Annotated in this window: 17 protein-coding genes; 5 read left to right on the top strand and 12 right to left on the bottom strand. The window is 37.9% G+C overall.

Annotation, left to right across the window (positions count from 1 at the left end; all coding sequences use genetic code 11):
* Nucleotides 1-164: 164 nt before the first annotated feature.
* Entirely contained in the window at nt 165-491 is a 327-nt protein-coding gene (locus WC644_12300; GenBank protein ID MFA5012716.1) for a hypothetical protein, read from the bottom strand.
* A gap of 113 nt (nt 492-604) precedes the next feature.
* Nucleotides 605-6,763 (bottom strand): alpha-2-macroglobulin family protein, encoded by a 6,159-nt coding sequence (locus tag WC644_12305; GenBank protein ID MFA5012717.1) that lies wholly within the window; start codon nt 6,761-6,763, stop codon nt 605-607.
* Between the two features lie 695 nt (nt 6,764-7,458).
* Between WC644_12305 and WC644_12310 the strand changes: the two genes are divergently transcribed.
* Nucleotides 7,459-8,811 (top strand): alpha/beta fold hydrolase, encoded by a 1,353-nt coding sequence (locus tag WC644_12310; protein ID MFA5012718.1) that lies wholly within the window; start codon nt 7,459-7,461, stop codon nt 8,809-8,811.
* A 2-nt stretch (nt 8,812-8,813) separates the two neighbouring features.
* Here WC644_12310 and WC644_12315 read toward each other — a convergent pair whose 3' ends face one another.
* Both WC644_12315 and WC644_12320 read right to left on the bottom strand, forming a co-directional pair.
* Entirely contained in the window at nt 8,814-9,602 is a 789-nt protein-coding gene (locus WC644_12315) for a succinylglutamate desuccinylase/aspartoacylase family protein (GenBank protein MFA5012719.1), read from the bottom strand.
* Nucleotides 9,603-9,639: 37 nt separating this feature from the next.
* Entirely contained in the window at nt 9,640-10,215 is a 576-nt protein-coding gene (locus WC644_12320) for a hypothetical protein (GenBank protein ID MFA5012720.1), read from the bottom strand.
* Nucleotides 10,216-10,333: 118 nt separating this feature from the next.
* Between WC644_12320 and WC644_12325 the strand changes: the two genes are divergently transcribed.
* The 4 genes from WC644_12325 to WC644_12340 all read left to right on the top strand — a co-directional run bounded on the left by WC644_12325 (nt 10,334) and on the right by WC644_12340 (nt 13,283).
* A complete protein-coding gene (locus WC644_12325) occupies nt 10,334-11,209 on the top strand; it encodes a glycosyltransferase family 2 protein (protein ID MFA5012721.1) in 876 nt (291 codons plus the stop codon).
* 1 nt (nt 11,210) lies between these two features.
* On the top strand, nt 11,211-12,506 hold the full coding sequence (locus tag WC644_12330) for a phospholipid carrier-dependent glycosyltransferase (protein MFA5012722.1): 1,296 nt from the start codon (nt 11,211-11,213) through the stop codon (nt 12,504-12,506).
* Between the two features lie 61 nt (nt 12,507-12,567).
* Entirely contained in the window at nt 12,568-12,813 is a 246-nt protein-coding gene (locus WC644_12335) for a hypothetical protein (GenBank protein MFA5012723.1), read from the top strand.
* Between the two features lie 62 nt (nt 12,814-12,875).
* Complete coding sequence (locus WC644_12340) at nt 12,876-13,283, top strand: hypothetical protein (protein ID MFA5012724.1); 408 nt, start codon at nt 12,876-12,878, stop codon at nt 13,281-13,283.
* Nucleotides 13,284-13,286: 3 nt separating this feature from the next.
* Here the strand turns inward: WC644_12340 and WC644_12345 are convergent, their stop codons facing one another.
* The 8 genes from WC644_12345 to glgB all read right to left on the bottom strand — a co-directional run bounded on the left by WC644_12345 (nt 13,287) and on the right by glgB (nt 22,400).
* Nucleotides 13,287-14,045 carry a tetratricopeptide repeat protein gene (locus WC644_12345; protein MFA5012725.1) on the bottom strand — a complete coding sequence of 253 codons (759 nt, stop codon included), beginning with the start codon at nt 14,043-14,045 and terminating at the stop codon, nt 13,287-13,289.
* Between the two features lie 39 nt (nt 14,046-14,084).
* Nucleotides 14,085-14,276, bottom strand: coding sequence for a hypothetical protein (locus WC644_12350; GenBank protein ID MFA5012726.1), 192 nt, complete (start codon nt 14,274-14,276; stop codon nt 14,085-14,087).
* A gap of 43 nt (nt 14,277-14,319) precedes the next feature.
* Complete coding sequence (locus WC644_12355; protein MFA5012727.1) at nt 14,320-14,610, bottom strand: hypothetical protein; 291 nt, start codon at nt 14,608-14,610, stop codon at nt 14,320-14,322.
* Between the two features lie 77 nt (nt 14,611-14,687).
* Nucleotides 14,688-15,641 (bottom strand): D-cysteine desulfhydrase family protein, encoded by a 954-nt coding sequence (locus tag WC644_12360; GenBank protein MFA5012728.1) that lies wholly within the window; start codon nt 15,639-15,641, stop codon nt 14,688-14,690.
* A 2-nt stretch (nt 15,642-15,643) separates the two neighbouring features.
* Nucleotides 15,644-16,846, bottom strand: a complete 1,203-nt coding sequence (locus WC644_12365; protein MFA5012729.1) for an S-adenosylmethionine:tRNA ribosyltransferase-isomerase — start codon at nt 16,844-16,846, stop codon at nt 15,644-15,646.
* Nucleotides 16,847-18,706 carry a 4-alpha-glucanotransferase gene (malQ, locus tag WC644_12370; protein MFA5012730.1) on the bottom strand — a complete coding sequence of 620 codons (1,860 nt, stop codon included), beginning with the start codon at nt 18,704-18,706 and terminating at the stop codon, nt 16,847-16,849. It lies immediately after the preceding gene.
* A complete protein-coding gene (locus WC644_12375) occupies nt 18,678-20,189 on the bottom strand; it encodes a DUF3536 domain-containing protein (protein MFA5012731.1) in 1,512 nt (503 codons plus the stop codon). The genes malQ and WC644_12375 overlap by 29 nt, the downstream gene beginning before the upstream one ends.
* Before the next feature lie 3 nt (nt 20,190-20,192).
* Nucleotides 20,193-22,400, bottom strand: a complete 2,208-nt coding sequence (gene glgB, locus WC644_12380; GenBank protein ID MFA5012732.1) for a 1,4-alpha-glucan branching protein GlgB — start codon at nt 22,398-22,400, stop codon at nt 20,193-20,195.
* Nucleotides 22,401-22,512 lie beyond the last annotated feature (112 nt).

Here is a 22,512-nt window from a genome sequence, read left to right on the forward strand (position 1 = left end):
TTTAAAAATCATACAACACGGAAATCCGCACACAAACAAAACAGGGGACTCACGTCCCCTGCATAGAATAACCAATTATCAATCTCCATTGAATCAACTCTGTTTGCTTCTCTTGTGCAGAATCTCCCTTTCAGTGTGCCAACTCTCTTATGTAAAATTTTAAACTACTTTCCCTTGCTCGAAACAAGATAACCTTTACCGTTGCATCTCCAGCACACTATATTTACTGGAACCCCAGTATTTCTGGTACTTAACACTCTTGCACCGTCGCATACTGGGCAGTCATATCTAATTTCAGTTGTCGGAGGTTCTATAGAAAAGCAAGTATTCCCGTCCTTATCGTACCTTTCATATACATAAAAAGTAGATGCATTTGAAGTACTATCTTGCTTTATTTGTGAGTACGCACCTGAAGTCATTAACAGAAATGAAAACGTGAAAACAAAAACTAATATCGCAATTTTGATAATATTAAGTTTACTTAAACTCATTTTATCTAATAAGTTAAATTAATTTAGATAACAAATTAAATTATTGCAACACAATAAAAATAGAGCAGGGGACTCACGTCCCCTGCATTTAATAACTAATCCCTAACTATCACCTACTTCACCACAACCCGATTCCCCTCACTATGCGAACTAAACTCAGGAGCATACATACACTGAACAGTCGTAATCCCATTTGAATAATCTCCCGACAAATTCACACGCAAATCATACTCAAAAACATAAGTACCCTTCGGCAGAAAACCAAAAAAGAAGTTCGTCGCCGCATCCCTCGTACTCTCATAATAACCAAGACCATCCCTGTACCTGTACCCCGAAAGCACGTTCACTGGCTCAAAACCAGCCGCCCGCATATCCTTCATATGCACATACTCCATATCCCTGTCACTCCGCAGCACAACCCTCACCCTCACCCTGTCGCCAACCTTCAGCTCACCAATCGGACTAATCACCTCACCGCTCGCAGTCTCCTCCACAACAAACAACTTCTTCTCTAAACTCAAACCCGTCGCACTACTCGTCACCTTATCCATATCCTCAAAATACTGCCAGTACAAAGCACCCCAGCTGATTCCCTTTTCCGACTTCCTCGTCACTGTCACATTACCCATATCACTCTTCACATCTCCCCACTTCCACGACTCCTTAAAATATCCCGTACCCGCCTCCGCACTCACACCCTTCGTCACATCAATCGAACCAACCCTCACATCCACCAGCATATCTCCCGCAAGCCAATCATCCCCCCGCAGAAGCAAAGCATAAACCGCCTCAACCGTCGCCTTCGTCGTCTTCCAGTCATTAGTCTGCTTATTCTTCAAAAGCCACACCTTCATATCATCAACACTCTTCTCATCCTTCCCAACCTCATCAAAAACCTCTATCAGCAAAGCCTGCGTCTCAATCGGTGCCTCATACCAATAAAAACCGCCCCTATTCTCCTTCCAATACATCCCCATCTCCTCAGAATACAAAGCATTCTCCTTCAGCGACCGCAAAATCCCCTCAGCCGTCGCCGCATCGCCAAACCTGCTCAAAGCCAAAGCAAGCATCCCCTCTAAATACCAACCTCTCCCGTTCCAATACTTCGTCGCCTGACCCTTATAATAATCAAACGCCTCCCTCACACCATCATCCATACCAATATCCTTGTAAAAACTCCTCATATAAAGAAAATGAACCTGCAATGCACCCAAATTATTATCGCTCATCTTAATCCTGCCCTCTCTCTCTCCCCGTAAAAGCTCATCATAATCCCTCCTCAACTCCCCATCCAAATACCCCAAAGCACCCCTCACCATTTCCTCATCATCCTCGAACCTCCTTATCCCAAGCTTGTGCAGCTTACCAAAACCCGTCGCAATATGCTGCGTCATATACCTGTCAACAGGCATACCCTCAAACCACGCCCAGCCTCCGCTGCTCACCTGCATACCCTTCAGCTTCTTCACCGCCTTCCCAAGCTCGCTCTCCATCCTCTTCACCTCAAAAAGCACACCTATCCTCCTCTTCCTCTCGCTCTCATTCTTTGCCTCCCTCACCCATGGCGTCTCCTGCAAAATCAAACCCTTCAACTCCTCATTCTTCTCCAAATTTGAAAGCAAAGCATCAGGACTCTCATTCCGCCACCTCTCAAAAACATCCTTTACCTTCGGCGACGAATTTGCAATAAAACCCGCTATACTATTCGCATAAACCCTGCTGAAAACCTGCTCTGCACACTCATAAGGATACTCCATCAAATATGGCAGACTCTGAACCGCATACCACGCAGGATTAGAAGTAAACTCAACCGAAAGCCTGTAACTCCTCATCGTCTCCGTACCCCCGCTCACAAGCTTACCCATCGAAAACGTCTTCGTCTCATTTCCCCTCAAACTCATCGGCATCGTCTCCGTCACAAGCAGCCTGTTTGAAAGCACTGGCAAAACCGAACCCTCTCCATCCGTAAAACCCTCAGCCTTCGCCTTCACCCTATAGCCAATCGCCTCAAAACCATAAGGCACAGCAATCTCCCAGCTCACACTCGTACTGCCGCCCTTGCTTACCTCAAAACCCTTCCCACCGCTCACATTCTTAAACTCCGCATCCACACTCTTACCCGTCAATCCATCATAAAGCTCCAGTCCCGCATCTCCCTTCAAATCCCTATCCGTTAAATTCGTCACCTTCGCCGAAATCACCACCTTATCATCCTCCCTCAAATACCTCGGTGCATTCACCGTCAGCATCAGCTCCTTCTGCGTTATCACCTGCTTCTCTGTCATTCCTCTCCTCAAATCCTTCGTATGAGCAAACCCCAGCATCTTCCATCTCGTCAGGGCATCTCCCATCTCAAAACTAATCGTCAAATCTCCATTCTCATCCGTCCGTAGCTCTGGCAAAAAGAAAACCGTCTCCCTGAAATCCGTCCTTGTAGGAATACTCCCAAAATCCTCACTCTTCTTCTTCTCCTCAGTACCCTTGCCGTCTTTACCGTTAATCGGCTCTGGACTTTCCGTAATATCCGATTCCACTTCCTTTCCCTCTTTCTTCGATTTCTCCTGAACCTTATCTGTCTTATACCCCGTCTTCACCTCCTCATCAACAGCCATCCTCTCGCTATACATCGGTGCATATTTATAATTATCCGTATAAATCGGTGCTCCGAAATAGTTCAGAAAATCATAACTAATACTCGTATAATCTACGCTCTTATTCCATTCCTCCTGATAAACATTCCCGTTATAAGCATCAAAACATACATCACTCTCCCATGAATCTCCGTAATAATAATAATTCAGCCCATACCCAAATGTCCAACCATGACTCCTTATCGCATCAAGCGAAGCATCGTACATTGTCGCAACCATCTCTGCCATTGCCTTCTCACCGTTCTTCCCCTTTATCTTTATCTTCCATTCCTCCTTTTCTCCTGGCTTCAGCTTATCCCTGAACGTTTCAAAACTTATGTCAAGCATCTTATTAGTGTAAGGCACTCCAATATATCGCACAGCAGTTATTATTCTGTTCTCTTTTACAAATACTAAATTATATCCTATACCCCCTCTGTATTCTTCTCTTACCGGCAGTTCAAATAATCTCTGCCCTTTATTAATCGTAATCCATTCTCTCTTTATCATTCCATCTGCACCGTTAACCTCATAAAGTACTCTTGTATCGCTTAATGACGTGCCAAACATAAATTCTGCCGTTTCACCCACCTCATAAGTACTTTTCTTCTCTATAAAATTGCTGAACATTGAATACGGCATCGTGCTTTCACCCTTGCTAAAAGCCGTAAAATAATATTTCTCGATTATCTCTTCCCCGTTCTTATCTTTTGCTTTAATTTCTGCCATGTACTTTCCCTGATTCCATCCTTTCATTACGTTCAAATCAAGTACGGAATCCTGTTCTGTATTAAATGTCTTCTCAAACGCTTTTACTTCCTTTTCCCACTTTGTAAAATCACTTTCATCGCTGTATTCATCATAAGGAAAATCCCTGTAATACTCTTCTTTTGTCATCGTAAACTTGTCCGGTCTTTGCCACATCCTGCTCCTGTATGCTCTTTCCGGGCTCTTCAGTTTATATATTTCAATCTTGACATCAGTCCCTTCTCTTTCACCGTTCAGATTTGTCGTCACCAACCTGAATTTTGCATCGTCATTCTTATCAACATTTTGACCGATCCCAAAAGTCACCATCAGCGATGAATAACCTACCGCGACATTCATTGCCTTTGAATGTGTTTCACCGTTTATATCCGTTACATCCGCAGTGATTTCATAATTAAAATATGCTTTCAATCCTATCGATACAGATTCGTCGGGAATTGCTTTGAAATTTACTTCAAACTCTCCGTTTTCATTCGTCTTCGTGGTTCCGTTTAATATCACGGTTTCATTCGTCTTGCTCGTTCCGAAATAATTTGAGAACCAGTCATAAAACCATCTCGGGTATAGCGCCTTTCTCACTACCTTGTACTTCACCGATGCATTATCAAGATTTGCACCCGAATAAGATTTCGCAAGCCCTCTCACCGGAACCATTTCGCCGAGTTTATAACTGCCTTTTATCGGATTAAAAGTAACTTCAAACTTTGGTCTCTTGTAATCTTCAACTGAAAAGTAAGCACTTCCGTTATTGACCGAAGTTTGAATACGCATCTGTCCGGTCAATCCTGAGCTCGGTAGCGTGAATGAACCGTTTATCGTTCCGAATTCATTAGTTGTAAAACTTTGTTCGGAAACTTTCTGGTAATTAACATCATAAAGTTCGACTGTTACGTACTCACCCGTTTTTATTTTGTGCTCCTTACCTATTGTTTCTACTACAAGCCCTTTGAAATAAAGCGTCTGTCCCGGTCTGTAGAGCGAGCGGTCTGTAAAGAAGTAAGTCGCTGTGTATGGCTTTGCATTCGGTTCATAATATTCACCCTGATAAAATGCATCTTTGATATAACTGTAACCGTATCCAAAATTTAATCCCTCTGTTGTTAGATACTGTCCGTTATGACTGAGCTCTAAATAAAAAGACCTTGATTTACCTGCATTCTTTACCACAAAATATCCGTTCTTATCTGATGTGTATTCACCGCTCTTAATATATTCATACCTTGATTTATTGTAATCGTAATTCTGTACGTAAATTACAGCTTCTGCACCCTCAAGCGGATAACCCGAATCCCTGTTCAGTGCATAAAACTCGATATCTTTCTTTTCGTTTGATTTATTTATATAACTCAGTGAGTTAATGTTCAGTAAACAGTATGCAACAGCATTTTCTTTGTAAGAAAAACTTTCGCTCGTTCCTGCAAGCAATACATACACACCGGCTTTCAAAGAAGGTATCTTCACTTCTGCTTTATGAGCCTGTAAATCCCCGTCGTTAGGTAGATTTATACTAAAAGTATGTACCGCTGTCCTTTCTTTAAAATCATTAATTATATCCGCGTTGTATTTTGCGTAATCATTATAATTACTGTAGTTTTCTTCAATCTTTCTTATCTCGCTGTATGATGTCTCAACAATCTTGTAATAAAGTTTGCTTACATTCTTATAATTTACTAATGTTCTGAACGGTTTATCTGGTAAGTTGTACGCTTCAAGAGTTATCTGTAAATTCTTTGAATCGAGTGCCGCCATAATAGCTCTGCAGTTTTGTGCTCCGTCCGAATCAGGAAATTTATCCGACGCATCTTTGCAGATTGAATAAGCAATCTTCAAATCATCCTTGAAATTATCCGTTATTCCCGGCACATACTTTGCCCCTCTTTCCTGATAGACTTTTGCAATCTCATAGCTTATTAAAGTTGAAACCGGATAAACAGAATATTTGTCCAGCATATTCTGAAGTGCTTTCAAGTATATCCCTTCTTTTTCTGCATTTCCCGAACTTTGATAAACAAACGCAAGTCTTTTTAAGTCAGCATCTACAAGAGCATCCACGTTTCCATCGTTCAGATGAAACCTGATTATATCCCTGAGTATTGTAATCGCATAATAATCGAATGAAAAAACATCCTTAGTCGAAATATCCAAGCCCGAAAATTCTTTCGCCTCGCTCATGTAAATCGGGTCGTTCAATAGAAACTGCTCTGCAGGCCGTGTTACTCCTGCTTCTTTGTTAGAAAAGAAATCTACTGCTTTGAAAGCAAGAAAATCATAAAGAGTCGGACGGTATTTCCTTCCGTTTGGTATGTACTTATCATATACATAATTGTTAAGCATGTCATTGTATCCTTCCAAACTTACCGTCTGCAGCCTTTCCGGCTCTATTATCGAATTCTTATAATGATGTATCGACTGCTCAATTATCTTCGTCGCGTCCCATGTTTTTATATCATCAAGAACAAAGTTTTCTACTCTCGTCCTTTCAAGCAAATCATACCTGTTGTTCTGATAATATGTCCAGTACATATCTCCAATCAATGAGTTTAAAAACTGCTTCATCGGAAATTCTGCCGTGCTTTCTTCAGTCTTCATTTCGCTCAAACTCGTGAAAAATGAGTCTTCTACATTATATTGCGTTAGCTTCATCTTGTATAGCAGGGCTCTTACGTACTGAACCGTATTGTTTTCGCCTTTTGCGCTTACTAAAACTTCCTGCAATATCTTCATCGCAGACTCCGGAAGACCGTAATTATAAAGAGAATCTATTTCTTTCCATTTTGAATCGTAATCATAAATCTGAGGTGCATGCTGTGAGCGCAAATCATTGATTACGATTAATGTGAATAATAAAACGAATACAACTGCTAAGTTTTTCATGGTAATTTTTTAAAATATTAATTTATTTTATATACTCTCTGTTAGATTTTCTGTTCCCAAATGATAAAATATATATTTAGTCAATTAAAATCAGTTGTATAAAAATAACCTCTAAAATCCCGTCCCTTTCGCTTGTCACCCCTTTTCTATTCTCTTTTGTAAAACTTTAGTATTCATACCTAAACCGAAAACCAATACAACACTAGTATGCCTTCCTATTATTAATCACAACATTTTTAAGAATTATGCCACGGAAATTCTCAATTTTAAAATATTTTTCCCGGTTTATTTTTGTTCTTTCTGCAATAAATCAATGTTTTTTAGCATATTAAAAATCCTGACAAAAAAATCGACCGGAATTTCTCGTGTCATAGTTTTAGTTTTCGTATTACATATCTTTAGCAAATTGATTGAAAAAAATACATTATAGAATTAAATGCATCATCCTTCTTTTCTCCATTTTTTTATATTGCGAAAGTCTTGTTTTTACAACGTTGTCAATTTTTTGCCACCTTGTACTCAGATTGGTCTCTAATTGGTCTTAAATTGGTCTTGAATATGCCACTCAAAAAAAATTATATAATATACCTTAAAAAAAACCCATACTCTGCTTTAATAAATCCAATTTTATATTACAATTGTAACATAAAATAATTAATTTCGTACGTACAATTAAAAATTTAAATTCTACCGCTATGAAAAAATTAGTTTTTATACTTTTAATAACAATTGTTTCAACTTCTCTCTTCTCTCAGAATATAACCCGCAAAGCTTTTATCGGTATCAGAGTCGCTGAAATAAATGATTCTATTAAAACATCATTAAACCTATCGTCCAAAGAAGGTGTGCTCGTTACCTCGGTTACAGCAAACTCTACCTCTGATGCAGCAGGTTTAAAAGTAAACGATGTTGTACAAAAAGTTAACGATGTAAATACTTATACTGTTAAAGCGTACAGAGACGCAGTTAAGAATTTTAGAGAAAATGACAAGGTTAAGTTCAATGTTCTTCGTAGTTCAGAATCTCTTGTCTTGAATGCACCTGCTGTGGGAATACCTTACGAGAAGTCGGATAAATATGATGTAATCTACGATGAGGTAAAATTCAAAGATGGTTACCTTAGAATAATTACAACTAAACCTAAATCGGCAGGTAAGTTCAAAACTGTTCTTTTTATACCCGGGTATATGTGCTATTCTCTCGACAATCTTGGCAAGCATCCTTACGGTCAGTTCGTGGATAAGTTAAGCGAAAGGGGATATGCAGTTGTGCGTGTTGAAAAATCCGGCATGGGTGACTGCGTTAATACTCCTGATTGCTTCGATATCGGCTATGCAACAGAACTTGATGGTTTCGAAACCGGTTTCCAAAAAATACTTGATTATGATTTCGTTGATAAAGATAACGTCTTCATATTCGGCCATTCTCTCGGCGGATATCAGGCGCCAATGATTGATAAAAACAGAATTGCTAAGGGTGTTATTGTTTGCGGTACGGGTTTAAAGACATGGTATGAATACATACTCGAAATGTTCAGGTTTCAGAATCCTATTATGGGAGTTGACTATGTAGAGAATGAAAAAGTTGTGTCCAAAATGATTAACATACTTTATGATTATCTTGTAATGAAAAAACATCCTAAAGATGTAGCCATTAACGATGAAATTAAAACTATGATGAAAGATTATCTGGAGTTTGACGGAGGAGATATGGTTTGGTCACGAAACTACAAGTTCTGGCAGGAATTGCAGGACTTGAATATGCCGCAGGTATGGAAAGATGTTAAAGCTAATGTTCTTGTTATTAGAGGTGAAGGGGATTTCGAAGCATTTACAAATGAAGAGCATCAGGATATAGTAAAAATTGTGAATACATACAATCCGGGAAAAGGTAAATTTCTCCTGATTCCGAATATGGATCATGGGTTCGCTAAATCAAAAAACCCGGAAGACAGCTTTAATAACAGGACGCAGCCGGGTTACTATGCTAATAATTTTAATGACGCTATTATTGACGAGGTCTCTAACTGGATTGAAAGCCTTAAATAAATTTATCTGTCGTAAGTAAACTTTATACCTGCTTCTTCTATAAATGTAAGTATGCAGATTATCTGATAATTTATTCTTTCTTCAAGCGGTAGTATCCTGAGTGTCTCTACTGTGTAAGATGGTATTTTAAGCTTTTCAATTATGTTGTCCATAGAATGATTAGCCTTGTAGGGAAAGTATTGTATGCGGAACTTGTATTCCGGATTATTTATTTGTTTGTTTACGTTTAGATGACTTCTAATTAAAAAATCCGCGTGCGTCTCTGAGTTCGTTATAAATGTCTGTCCGAATGACTTGTCTTTCTGCCTGTTATACCATTTTTCATCGAATTTAGTCCATGCTTCGTGAAGGTTTATTACATAATCCGGCTTGAACTCTTCAACAAATTTCATAAAATCATAAGCAAGATTTTCTTCATAAATAGTACCGTTTTCAGCTCCCGGGAAAACCTGATTAAGGTCAATATTAACACCTCTTACGTTTTGCTGGTATGCCGCCATATTAACGCGTGGTATAAAACCGACCGTTCCTTCAAGTACATTAATGTACTTCATCACAGTATCGCATGCATAAATCCCGGCAACTTCGTCACCGTGTATTCCGGCGTCTATAAGTATTTTAGGGTATTCTTTCTCAGTCCTGAGTATGTAATAAGGTGTCATGTACTCTTTCTCTTCTCCAATATAAGAGTCAATAATGAAATGTTCAGTTCTGCGGTTGATGGACGATTGCGCTTGTAGTGTAAACGGACTTATTGTAATTATTAAAACAAAAAGTAATAATATTTTCATACTTTTATAACATGATTATACTACAAAAAGTTTATTACTACCTCCTTATTCTAATCGCACCGGAATATACACAAGGGAACAATGCTGCCATTTTTAAAACATAGCTGACGTTCGGCATGTTATCCGTTATTGACCAATCACGCCAGGCACCGCTTCCGCTGAACTTTGTGCTTATTCTAATGTTGCCGTCCGGACCCGATATACTCCAGTCTGTCCAGCTGTCTTCACCCGAAAATACTGTTGTTACTCTTAACGTTGTTTTCCCGTCCGTAACATCCCAATTCTTCCATGCATCATCTCCGCTGAACACTGTTCTGATTGTTCCGTTTATACCGTTGAAGTAAAAGCTCCAGTACTTCCATGCGTCATCACCGCTGAATACTGTCTCTATTGTTCCGCTGATACTCGGTAAATTAACATTCCATTTCTTCCAACCGTCATCGCCGGAAAAAGTAGTCCTCATTGAACCGCTCCCCTCTGAGGTTTGTACGTCCCAATCGCGCCATGAGTCATTACCAGAATATTTTGCTGATATTGATTTGTATTCAATACTTTGTGCGGCTGCAAATTGTGTAAATAAACTGATTATTATCAGTATTATGGTTCTCTTCATCTTTAGTCGTTTTATATATTTTTTAACTGTTTTATCAATCCTAATGTTCCGCATTTATTATTCCATATTACATTGAAAGAAAAAATCTAAACCCTTAATTTACTTGGATATATTATAAATGACCGATAAATTAACAATCATAATACCATTTTATAACGAAGAAACTGCTTTGAAGGTATTAATTCCTTCTTTGATTCAGTTTTCAGACGTTAATAAATGTAAAATTGTAATGGTAAATGATGGCTCTGATGACAATTCAGATTCTGTCATTAAATCATTTAATTTTACGGATGATTTCATATTTATCAGGCACAAAATGAACCGCGGATACGGTGCTGCTCTTAAATCGGGTATCGAGAAATGCGAGACTGAATACGTTATTACTTTCGATGCCGACGGACAGCATTCACTCGATGATGTAATAGTCCTCTACAATAAAATCATTTCAGAGGATGCCGACTTGGTAATAGGTTCGCGTATTAACAATGATAATACTGAAAAAACCAAGAGGTTCGGAAAGTTTATCATCAGAAATCTTTCTAAAATTTTGATTCAGAACAAGATTACTGACCTCAATGCCGGTATGAAAATTATGAGGACAAATCTTGCAAAGAAATACATTCGTATATGTCCTGATACATTTTCTTTCAGCGATGTTATAACCCTGATTTTCATTTCCGAAAAGAATGAGGTTCTTGAAGTGCCGGTAAAAGTTCTTCCGCGAGTAAACGGTAAGAGTAAAATTACAATAAATACTGCTTTTGATACCGTTATGGAGATTATTAATATTACTGTCCTTTTTAATCCACTGAGGGTTTTCCTGCCATTATCTTTGATGTTCCTCATCCTTGGTATAATCTGGTCGTTTAAAATCGTTCTTGACGGTAAAGGCGTCAGTGTCGGAGGTAGTCTGTTGATTGTTATGGGTATTCTTAGTCTTTTAATGGGGCTAATCGCGGAGCAGCTATCATTCATTAAGAAAAGATTGATGTAGAATGGGGAAATTTTCCTTGCGTAATTGGCTCCTGATAATTTTCTTCCTGGCGTTTTCTTTACGGATGATATACATGCTCGTCCCGCACGTTAATTACTTTAATGATAAGCTGCCTGTGAAGTTTCTTGCTGAAGAGCAAATATCTGACGATAGAACTTATACTCAGCTTGCTTATGGAGTCCTGAAGTACGGTTATCCTGCTAAGAAGGACCAGTTCAGCATGTATGCCGGATTTTTGTATCCTTATATTGTTGCTGTAAACCTCTCATTTTCGAACAACTATATTTACCTCTTTATTTTTCAGATTATTCTTGCTTCTTTAACATCGGTTCTTATTTCTCTTATCGCTTACAGATTAACGGGCAATCTAAATGTTGCAGTACTCGCCGGATTGCTCTATGCATTATACTATCCGAACTTCATTTTTCCTGCTCGAGTGCTGACGGAAACTTCATTCACATTCTTAGTAGTTCTTGCATTCTTCTTTCTCCAGAAAGGAATAAGTGAAAAAAGAGTAACGCAGTTGTTCGTTTTTGGTGCTTTGCTGTCTGTTGCAGCTTTGATGAAATCGATGTTGTTCTATGTTTTCTTCTTTATTTATTTTTACCTTGTTTTCAGAGCATTCGTAAAAAAAGATGTGAGTAAATATGTGACTGCTTTAATTCTTTTATTCTTCGTTATTCAATCCCCTTATTACATAGTCTCTTATCTAAATACTAATAAACTTATTGTGGGATCATCAAACGGCTGGTACATGATTCTTACGGGTACTTATCTGCCCCTGAAAGGTGATGAACCAAAAGACCCTGAATATGACATATTCACAGACCATCCGGTAGGAAAAGTTTATAAACTGGAACTCGAACAAGGCTGGAACGAATTTCAAATGGACTCAGCTTTTACTGCACTCGGTAAAAAACAGCTCATTGATAATTTCACAAATCATCCGTTTGAATCTATAGAGGTCATGTCCATTCAGTTATCTCGCTTCTGGTTTCACATGCCTTATTATATACGTCCAATACCGGGGAAGGGTACTATCGTTGCTGCTGTTTATAAACTCATCCTGACTGTGTTTATGTTCATCGGGTTCTATTGGTTTGCACTGAAAAAGAAAGATAACTTTTCTCAGATTACATTTTTCTTCTTGATTATTTACTCATCTCTTCACATGCTTGTCTTTTCTTCTCTGCGGTATTCTGCTCCGCTTATTCCATTTATGATTCTTTTTGCGTCTGTGGGAATCTATTATTCAAACGCCTTGAAAGGTCTTGGATTTTTTAAAACAAATGATTAACAAAGCTATTGTTTTAATATTCTAAATATTATATTTTAATACTTAATCAAACTGTATTAAAATGGGAATAGCAGGATTAATTATTGGAGTTTTTTCAATCATCGGTTTTTTTATAGGTCTAATACCTTTTCTGGGTTGGTTTAACTGGTTTAACATTCCTTTAGCCTTACTCGGTCTTGTTATCAGTATTATTGGAGCTGCTACAAGCGATAACTCAAAAGGACCGGCTATCACGGGTATGATTCTGTGTGGTATTGCATTGTTTGTAGGTGCATTTAGACTCATGCTTGGAGGTGGTTTAATTTAATATTATTTTATTAAATCTTATCAGCCTTGTTGTTTTTGGCTTTTATTTAACTTAATTGAAGTATGGCAAGAAAATCAAATTTTAGATTATTCATTAGTCTCCTTTTTGTCTTGGGGCTTATGGCTCTCGTTTACTGGCTTATTAACAATAACATATTGGAATTCTTATCAGGAGATTCAGCTGACGATATAGAGCTCGGCAAGGGTTATCAGTATAAGTTTGCATACACTGGTAATGGTGACATGACAAACATTATAAGCCTTAACAGGGGTAGCTCTCTGTTTGAATTCTATCATGAAGGGCGCGGTGATTTTTATGTAGATGTGAAATACTCTGACGGAAGACTATTGAAAGTACTAGCACAGACAAAAGGTGATTATCGCGGGAAAATGGAAGTTGAAGTTCCCGAAACCGATGCTTATACCATCAATATAAAAACCACGGGTAAGTGGGGACTTGATTTTAAATAATTACTATTTATACGTATAATTCAGGTAATCTATTTTTTTATCAAGTTCGTCTTTATATTGAGGGTTTAACTGTGTTGCTTTTATGAAATCTTCAATCGCCTCGTCATATTTTTCTACTCTTTCAAATGCAGCTCCTCTGTTGTAATATGCTTTGGCTAGTTTTGAATCTTTTACAATAACTGTATCATATTCTTTTATTGCTTGCCATGTCTCATTCAATGCATCGTAAACAACACCCTTGTTGAAATTAGCAATAGTATCGTCTGGCTTTAAGAATAATACCATCTGATAATCCCATAGGGCTTTGTTGTATTGCTTCAGTCTCTCCTGCGCTGTCCCTCGGTTCTGGTATGCGGAGTGATTATAAGGATTCAGCTGTATATACCTGTCGTAATCTTTTATAGCCTCTCTGTATTTGTGTATGTTTTGCAAATGATTTGCTCTGTCAAGATATGGACCCGGATTCATACTGTCAGCGGCAATAAGCAGGTTTAATTCTTCAAATGCTTTCAGGTTTTGTACCTTGTAAGCACTATCTCTCGGTATTGAATATCCCATATGAAAACTTTCTATCGTATCTCTGTAATCAAAATATCCTTTTCCGTAAATATCCGTACTGTCCCTTACAGGTCTTCTTACATCTATTTCTTGTCTGTCCTGAACTAAATTTTCGGTTTGCTTTTTCTTGCTGCAGGAATAAACCGTCAGCATGATTGCAGTAATTACTATCCCCAATAATAAAGCCTTTGAAATGTTTGGCATTTTTTCCCCTTTAAATTTTTACTTGCTTTCCGTTGTAAACTAAAGATAATTCTCTTTTAAAAAATTAATATGATATATTTCGTGTCCTGTCATTAAATAAATTATCGCCCTTACCGTGATTTCATTGTCGTTAGCTACACCCTTTTCCATCATTGTCAATTTATCAAAACTTCTGAATAGATTAATATTAGCCGCCCTAAGAAATAGCCTTTCATCAACGATATCTTTCAATGTTCTGTTGAAAAAGTTCGCTTTCTTAACGTAATCATCCTGCTCAAAACCCGGTAATGGCTGTGTATCTTCCTCTGGCTATCCTAAGTGCTCTTGAACTGAATATCCTTTCTGTGTCAGAAAGATGCCCCACAATATCTTTTATCGTCCATTTCCCAAATGCGTATGTGTGGTCTCCTAGTTCTTCCGGTATATTCGATAAAAACTCGTGCGCTATCGCTGATTGTTTCTCAAAAGTCTTAATTATATTGCCTTCTGGTACAAGGTCAACGTAATGCGTGTAATGACCCGGATATTCTTCGGGTAATGGCTTTTGATTAAATACTATATCCATTCAGTAATATAATTACTTTATTTATTAAATAAAATATATCAATAGAATCTGTCTTTCAATGTATTTTTATGTATAACTCATTTGAATAACTGTATGTTGCCGCCCGTATGTATATACAGCAAATTTTCTCCGCTGTTAAATTTTCCTTTTCTTATGTAATCTATCATTCCTGCAGCAGCCTTACCCGAATATACTCTGTCAAGGAGTATTCCTTCGTTCGTTGCAAATAATGATATTGCTTCATTTGCTTCTTTAGTCTCCGCACCGTACGCATCACCTATGTATGTGTCATCGACAACGATATCTTCCTTTCTGTATCCTGTTTCAATCTTACTCTCAGCCTCAGCGCATAATGCTTCTACTTCGGCTGCAATTTGTTTCGCATTTTTTGTAATAGCTATTCCGTTTATCCTTGCATCATAACCCGTGTAACTTTTTCCTAATACCAATCCCGACTGAGTTCCCGCTGAACCAGTTGCATGAAATATGTTCTTAAAATATATATTCTCTTTTTCTGAAAATTCTTTTATTTCTCTCATACAGTCAATATAACCTTTTGCACCCGTGCTTGTTGAACCTCCTATAGGCATCTTATAAACTTTCTTCCCTGAATGTTCAAGCTTTTTCATCAGGACATCTGCTTCTTTTTCCCAGTCATCCCATTCAAACGATTCTACATCATGTATCTGAGCCCCGAAAAGATTGTCAAGTAGCAAATTTCCTGTTGCTCTTTCTGGTTTTACTCCGCCTAAAACAAGCCTTACCTCAAGTCCCGTCGCTGCTCCGTATGCCGAGGCAATTCTGCAAAAGTTCGATTGATAAGCACCTACTGCTATTATGGTATCAGCTCCGTTTTGTATTGCCTCATAAATCAGGTAATCAAGCTTTCTCGTCTTGTTCCCTCCGAACGCAAATCCGGTAAGGTCATCCCGCTTACAAAATATGTTTGTATTAAATTTCTTAGAAAGATTTTCAAGTTTATGCAGCGGAGTTGGAAGTATTGAGTAATGCAGTTTATTATTATTTTTCATAATTAATCTTTCGGTATTATTATTGACGAATCTCCGTAACTTAAAAATCTAAAATCATTATTCAAAGCATATTCATATATCTTTTTCCAATCTGGTCCAGTAAACGCCGAAACAAGTAAAAGCAATGTCGAAGTCGGTAAATGAAAATTTGTAACAAGTATATCAACGAGTTTGAACTTATAACCTGGTATTATCATAAGACTTGTACTTCCTTCTATTGTATCAGTTCCACTCTTATCCAGCCTTTTTATAAGATTCTTAATCGCTTGCTCAGGTTCCGGTAAATCCTTGCTCATAAATTCATACACTTCCCATTGCTTTATATTAAACCCATCTTTTTCAGTAAATACACCAAGCCAGTACAGACTCTCAAGCGTTCTTACACTCGTTGTCCCGATCGCAATTTTCTTTTTATGATTGTTGTTAAGCAGGTTCTCCAGAAAACTCTTTCTTACTGTGAAAATTTCTTTGTGCATTCTGTGTTCATACACGTCATTGGTTTTCATGGGTTTGAAAGTTCCTGCACCAACATTCAATGTTATAAAATCAAAGCAAATATTTCTCTCATTCAATCCGTTTAATACCTCTTTTGTGAAGTGCAGTCCTGCTGTTGGAGCAGCTACTGAACCTTCTGTGTCTGCAAAAACTGTTTGGTATCTTTCACCGTCTGATATTTCAGCTTTTCTTTTAATGTATGGCGGAAGGGGAGTGGTTCCTGCATTGCTCATTACCTCTGAAAAACTGTACCCTCCCTCCCACTTGAACTTTATACTGAATCCATCTGTATCTTTTCTTGTCTTTTCTGCATATAGTTGCACAGCTTTGTTATCTATAGTGAAATCTTTTACGAGTATTTCATCCCTCCATTTGCTTGCATTTCCTACTAAACAGTTCCATTCTGATTCATTCATGCTTTCGAAAGCTTTCTCAATTCCCTTCCCAATCGGTTCTAAACAGAATATTTCTATCTTTGCCCCGGTCTCTTTTTTAAAGAAAATTCTCGCATTTATTACTTTTGTATTGTTGAATATCATAAAGGAATTATTTGGCAGGCATTCATTAATATCTCTGAATGTTTTCTCGGTTATATTTCCTTTGTCATAGAATAAAAGTTTTGATGCAGCCCTTTCTGGTAAGGGTTTCTGAGCTATCCTTTCTTCCGGTAGCTCGTAATTGTATTCCTCAATATTTATTCTCTTATCCAATTAAACTCTGTCGAATTTAGAGTTCATTTCGTATATCTCTTTGTTAATATTTAATCTACATATTTTCTCAAGTTTAAAAGGTAGCACCGCTGTCCAGTTCTCGTCATTCACAACACCCGGAAAGTTAATCCTGATTGACCTTTCTTCGGCTATTCTTAAAAAATTCTCATCAAGGCATAAGTACTCCTGCAGTAAATGAATACAGAATATTGAATCTGTTCCGCAAACGAAATTAAGAATTTTCCTTATGAAATCTGTTGTTACCTTTCCGTTTTCTCTGAAAAAATTCATTTCCTTTTCACTGCTGAAAACTCTTTTAACAAATTTTTCCTTTTCTCCGTAGCTCTCATCATAAAGTATCACTAAATCCCAGTTATTTTCTGTTTTCAAACCTAAAATATCTAAAAACTTTTCTCTTGTTTTAATTTCTTGTTTCCAGTATAACCTGTTATAATTAGAATTCTCAAGGTCGAACAATTTGACTTTAACCTCATTAATTTGCTCAGTGTCAAAACCCTTATTCTTTAGAAGTCTTTCAAATAGTAATCCGTCTATAGTTCCGGCTTCATTGTGCCACCATTCTATTAATGAAGAAGAATCATGTGTCGAGACAGTAGCCGCTGTCAGCCAGCGGAATTTCTCTCTCGGGATGAAATCATTCGCATCTTTTATCCATCTTTGTACATCCATTCCGGGTATTCCGTATTCCCAAAGAACACGCGCTGAACATTCAGGTACCGTTCCGAGGTCTTCTGCACATGGAAGTAATCTTGATTTATAAACTATTGAATCAAGTATCTTCTTTCCTGACTCTTCCCATACGTTTGCATCCTCCGGAGAAAATTTACCGTTCAATCCCCCCGTTTCTTCAGGTTGCATTCTGTCTATCGTCCATACCCTGAAAAATCCTACAAAATGATCAATCCTGTACATGTCATAAAAGTTTTCTGCATACATTAGCCTGTCTGTGAAATATTTATGTCCGTCACTTTCTAATGTTGCCCTGTTATACGGCGGCATACCCCATCGTTGTCCGTTGGCAAAATACATATCGGGCGGGGCTCCCGATTGTAAACTAAGCTCAAAGTAATTCCTTCTCGACCACACATCACAGCTGTCGCGGCTTACCAGAAATGGTATATCTCCCATTATCAATACGCCTTTTTCAGCAGCGTATTTCTTAGCACTCTTAAACTGCTCATATAGTTGCCATTGTACCCAGTAATGAAAATGTATCTTCTCAAAGTTTTCTTTCTCAAATTCTTTTATCCGGTCTGCATCCCTTAACCTGTAATGCTCATCCCAGCTTTCCCATGTTTCGTTTCCGTTTATATGTTTAAGTACTTTATATACCGCATAATCTTCAATCCAGTACTTGTTTCCTTCTACGTATTTATCAAACCTCCTTATTCCCTTTGTGTATGAACGTTTGTATATCCTCCATAAAAGCTCTATCTTGTTCTGCTTGATTGCGTAGTTGACCTTGTTGTTTGTATTGCTGAATTTTTGCCTTAATTCTCTTATATCCCTTTTGAAAGGTACTAAGTTAACTTCCTTTAGTGATTGTAATGATATGTACATCGGATCTAACGCAAAAGAGGAAACACAGTTATAAGGTGCATAGTCATACCCGGTATCATTCAGCGGTAATAACTGAAGTATTGTATTCCCTGTCTGTACGCACCATTGCACTATCAGTTTTATATCGGGTATCTCGCCTATGCCAATGCTTTTCTTTGATTTTACTGAAAATAACGGAACTGCAACACCTGCTCGCCTATTAAAACCAATTTTTTCCCATTTATCAGCAGTCTTGCTTTCTTTCAAAAAACTATAATCTATCATTTTTCTCTGTTCCAATTTTCAAATATATTTCTTTTCCGTTCTTGAATTCAGGTATGTTGCTCTTAGCTTTTTCGAGCTCATCGAGAAATTCATCGTGTAAAGAAATTCCGGAAATACTTTCTCCAAGCTCTATTGCTCGCTTTGAATATTCCAGAACTTTTTTAGATTCTATACCTGATATATCAGAAAAAAACCATCCGCAGCTCGTAAACATAAGCATTGAATATCTTTGCATCTCAAGCAGTTTAATCGCTTTATCTGTATCAGCTTTGCTTAATTTCTTAATCGCATGTTCTGCAAAAAATCCTTTTCTATCCCCTTTTAATATAATGTTAATGTAATCGTTTCGTGCATTCCAGACATTCTTAAAATATTTCTTTCCTTCTAATTCATACAGTATTCCCAGTTTGCTGTTAAGATGGTTGAATGCATTTCTTAAATGCCTTCTCCATCTTTGATTCCAGCCGTCATGCCCGCCTGTGTGACATCCGCAGTTCTTCTTCCATCTCGCAACACCGTGTACGCAGCTCCATGAAGTACCCTCACCTCTGTTTCCTTCGTTTAATGTTACTTCGTACTCAGGTTCGTGCAGCGATAGATACTCACCATAGTTTACTACTTTGTATCCGTTTGCTTCGGCATACTCTGTGAGCAAAAACGCTATCGTTCTTTCTGTAAAATGTTTGTGATGTCCGAATGTCTCCCCGTCAACTGCCATCGATATAAGCTGGTCTTCTTTGAAATTGCTAATCTTTGCTGAATCAATTTTTTCCATTAATCTTTTCGAATCATATACTACATCATCAAACGCAAGACCTTTAGAAAGCGCCCCGTCATAGAAAAATATATCTATATAACCGAATTGTCTCTTAGAAAAAAATCTGTACGGAATTTTAGTGTTGATTCTGCCCCCGATTACTTCTTCCCAGTTTGACGTCCCTATCTTCCTTATCTTTTCTGCCTGTGACGGATCAAGTATTGTAAACCTTATCCCTTCTTCAATAAGTACTTCCATTGTCGCATTGTTGCACGCCGTCTCCGATAGCCATATTCCTTCGGGTTTTCTGCCGAATCTGTATTCAAAATCCTTAACACCCCATCTGACCTGCGTTGTCTTGTCTCTTTTGTTTGCAAGAGGCATTATTATATGGTTGTAAACCTGTGCTATAGCATTACCGTGACCGTTGTGTTCTGAAATGCTCTTCTTGTCAGCTTCTATTATTCTGTCGTATGTGTTTTTGTGCTCTTCTTCAATCCAGTTAAGTAGTGTAGGTCCGAAATTAAAGTTGAGATATTCGTAATTATTTACACTTCTTAAAACTTTTCCCGTGTCGTCAACTATCACAGCCTCTGAATTTGGTTTATAGCATTCCTGAAATATCCTTTCGTTCCAGTTGTGAAATGGAGCCGCCGATGGCTGCTGCTCAATCAAGTTCGTCCATGGATTTTCTCTAGGAGGCTGGTAAAAATGTCCGTGTATGCATAAATGTAATTTCATCACTTACTCCCTTTCATACACAAATACATTAGCTCCAAGTGGCGGCAGGTTTATTCTAACTGAGTTCTCCCAGTTGAATCTTCTCTCCTTCGTTGTGTGTACCCCTCCACCGTTACCGACTCCGCTGCCTCCGTATTCAAGTGCATCTGTGTTAAGTATTTCTCTGTAGTAACCTTCAAAAGGTACACCTATTATATAATTCTCTCTTACTACAGGTGTGAAATTAAAAGTGAACATTACTGACTGTTTACCGTCTCTCGATTTTCTTATAAATGCAATTACTGAGTTCTCCCAATCGGAAAAATCGAGCCATTCAAATCCTTCGTTCTTAAAATCTATGTCGCTCAAAGCTCTGTAACTTTTATATAAAGAATTCAGGTCCTTTACTAAGAGATTAACCTTTTTATGCATGTCAAAGTCTGCAAGATACCAGTCAATGTTGCTATCGCAATTCCATTCATTGTACATCGCAATATCATTTCCCATAAAGTTTAATTTCTTTCCCGGATGTCCGAACATAAAACCAAAAAAGAGTCTTAAGTTCGCAAACTTCTGCCATGCATCTCCGGGCATTTTTTCAAACAGTGTTCTCTTTCCATGTACAACCTCATCGTGTGATATAGGCAGTATAAAATTCTCGCTGAATGCATACCACATGGAAAATGTTATCAGATTATGATGATACTTTCTGTGTACAGGGTCATTAGAAAAATATTTAAGTATATCATTCATCCATCCCATGTTCCATTTCATGTCAAAGCCTAGCCCGCCGAGATATACAGGCAGCGTTACACCCGGAAAAGCTGTGCTTTCCTCCGCTATCATCACTACTCCTTTGAAGTATTCGTGTACTTTTACATTTAACTCTTTTATGAATTCTATCGCTTCAAGATTTTCTCTTCCGCCGTAAATATTCGGTTCCCATTCTCCTTCTTTTCTTGAATAATCAAGATATAGCATCGAGGCTACCGCATCTACGCGCAGTCCGTCTATGTGATACTTGTCTAACCAGTATATTGCATTCGATATCAGAAAATTTCTTACTTCATTCCTTCCGTAATCAAACACAAAAGTTCCCCAGTCCATGTGGTAACCCTTCTTCCAGCTTTTGTATGCATATAGCTGTGAACCGTCAAAACTCGCAAGTCCGTGTTCATCGCTCGGGAAATGGGCTGGTACCCAGTCAAGAATTACCCCTATTCCTGAATTATGACAGTAATCAACAAACCACATGAAATCTTTTGCCGTACCGAATCTGCTCGTTGGTGCAAAATAATTTATTACCTGATATCCCCACGACTGATCAAGTGGATGCTCCATAATAGGCATTAGCTCTACGTGTGTGTAACCCATTTCCTTTACATAATTCACAACCTCTATCGCAAGGTCTTTATAATTTAAAAACCCTCCTTCCTCATTTCTTTTAAAACTTCCGGGATGCAATTCGTATATTGATATCGCTTCTTTTTGAAAATCAAAACCCTCTCTCTTTTTCATCCATTCTTCGTCGTTCCATTCAAACCCTTCAATATTGCAGACTATTGAACCCGTCTTCGGTCTTACTTCCATCTGAAATGCATATGGGTCGCTTTTAAAAAACACGTCACCCTCCCAAGGCTTTAATCCGTACTTATATACTTCCCCTTCGTCAATGCCGGGTATGAAAAGAGCCCAGACTCCCGAGCCGTTTACGTTGTGCATTGGAAAATTTCCGATACCCCATTGATTAAAATTTCCTGTTACGCAAACCGCCTGTACGCTCGGTGCCCATACAACAAACTCAACACCCTTTACTCCTCTTTTTTCTTTCACCCTTGCTCCGAAATTATCATAACTCTTATGAAGACTACCCGTACCCAGCAGGTAAAGGTCAAAATCTGTTATATCTGTATGAAAGCTGTATGGGTCTTCCATTTCGATTGGATACCCTTCCGAATATTTCACGCTGAATTTATTACTAAATTCTTCTGCTACATTCCTGAAACTTGCCTGAAATAAATCCGACCCTTCTACACGCTTCATGACTTGCTCTTTCCTCGTTTGTATTGCTGGTATTATTCTTACTTCTTCTGCATTTGGAAAATAACAGTTAACAAAGAACTCTTTCTTCTCGCTGTTGTAATGCGGTCCGAGTATATCAAATGGATTGATATTCTCAAAATTTACTATTTTTTGATAATTGTCTTTCGTAAACTTTCTGAAACTAATCACATTTATTCCTGTTAATAATTTAATTTATATTATACAAATTCATTTTGCGAACACAAAAATAACTCCTTGATTTATTTGATTATATGCAAAAACAATCTTAATCTTTAAAGAT

It is taken from the genome of Ignavibacteria bacterium (assembly GCA_041649015.1).
GTDB lineage: Bacteria > Bacteroidota > Ignavibacteria > Tepidaquicellales > Tepidaquicellaceae > CAIKZJ01.

Coding starts and splice junctions, on each gene's coding strand:
- WC644_12325 (MFA5012721.1), top strand. CDS start 10,334: ATGACCGATAAATTAACAATCATAATACCATTTTATAACGAAGAAACT.
- WC644_12355 (MFA5012727.1), bottom strand. CDS start 14,610: ATGGATATAGTATTTAATCAAAAGCCATTACCCGAAGAATATCCGGGT.
- WC644_12320 (MFA5012720.1), bottom strand. CDS start 10,215: ATGAAGAGAACCATAATACTGATAATAATCAGTTTATTTACACAATTT.
- WC644_12305 (MFA5012717.1), bottom strand. CDS start 6,763: ATGAAAAACTTAGCAGTTGTATTCGTTTTATTATTCACATTAATCGTA.
- WC644_12310 (MFA5012718.1), top strand. CDS start 7,459: ATGAAAAAATTAGTTTTTATACTTTTAATAACAATTGTTTCAACTTCT.
- WC644_12300 (MFA5012716.1), bottom strand. CDS start 491: ATGAGTTTAAGTAAACTTAATATTATCAAAATTGCGATATTAGTTTTT.
- WC644_12375 (MFA5012731.1), bottom strand. CDS start 20,189: ATGAAATTACATTTATGCATACACGGACATTTTTACCAGCCTCCTAGA.
- WC644_12335 (MFA5012723.1), top strand. CDS start 12,568: ATGGGAATAGCAGGATTAATTATTGGAGTTTTTTCAATCATCGGTTTT.
- WC644_12340 (MFA5012724.1), top strand. CDS start 12,876: ATGGCAAGAAAATCAAATTTTAGATTATTCATTAGTCTCCTTTTTGTC.
- WC644_12330 (MFA5012722.1), top strand. CDS start 11,211: ATGGGGAAATTTTCCTTGCGTAATTGGCTCCTGATAATTTTCTTCCTG.
- WC644_12345 (MFA5012725.1), bottom strand. CDS start 14,045: ATGCCAAACATTTCAAAGGCTTTATTATTGGGGATAGTAATTACTGCA.
- WC644_12360 (MFA5012728.1), bottom strand. CDS start 15,641: ATGAAAAATAATAATAAACTGCATTACTCAATACTTCCAACTCCGCTG.
- WC644_12315 (MFA5012719.1), bottom strand. CDS start 9,602: ATGAAAATATTATTACTTTTTGTTTTAATAATTACAATAAGTCCGTTT.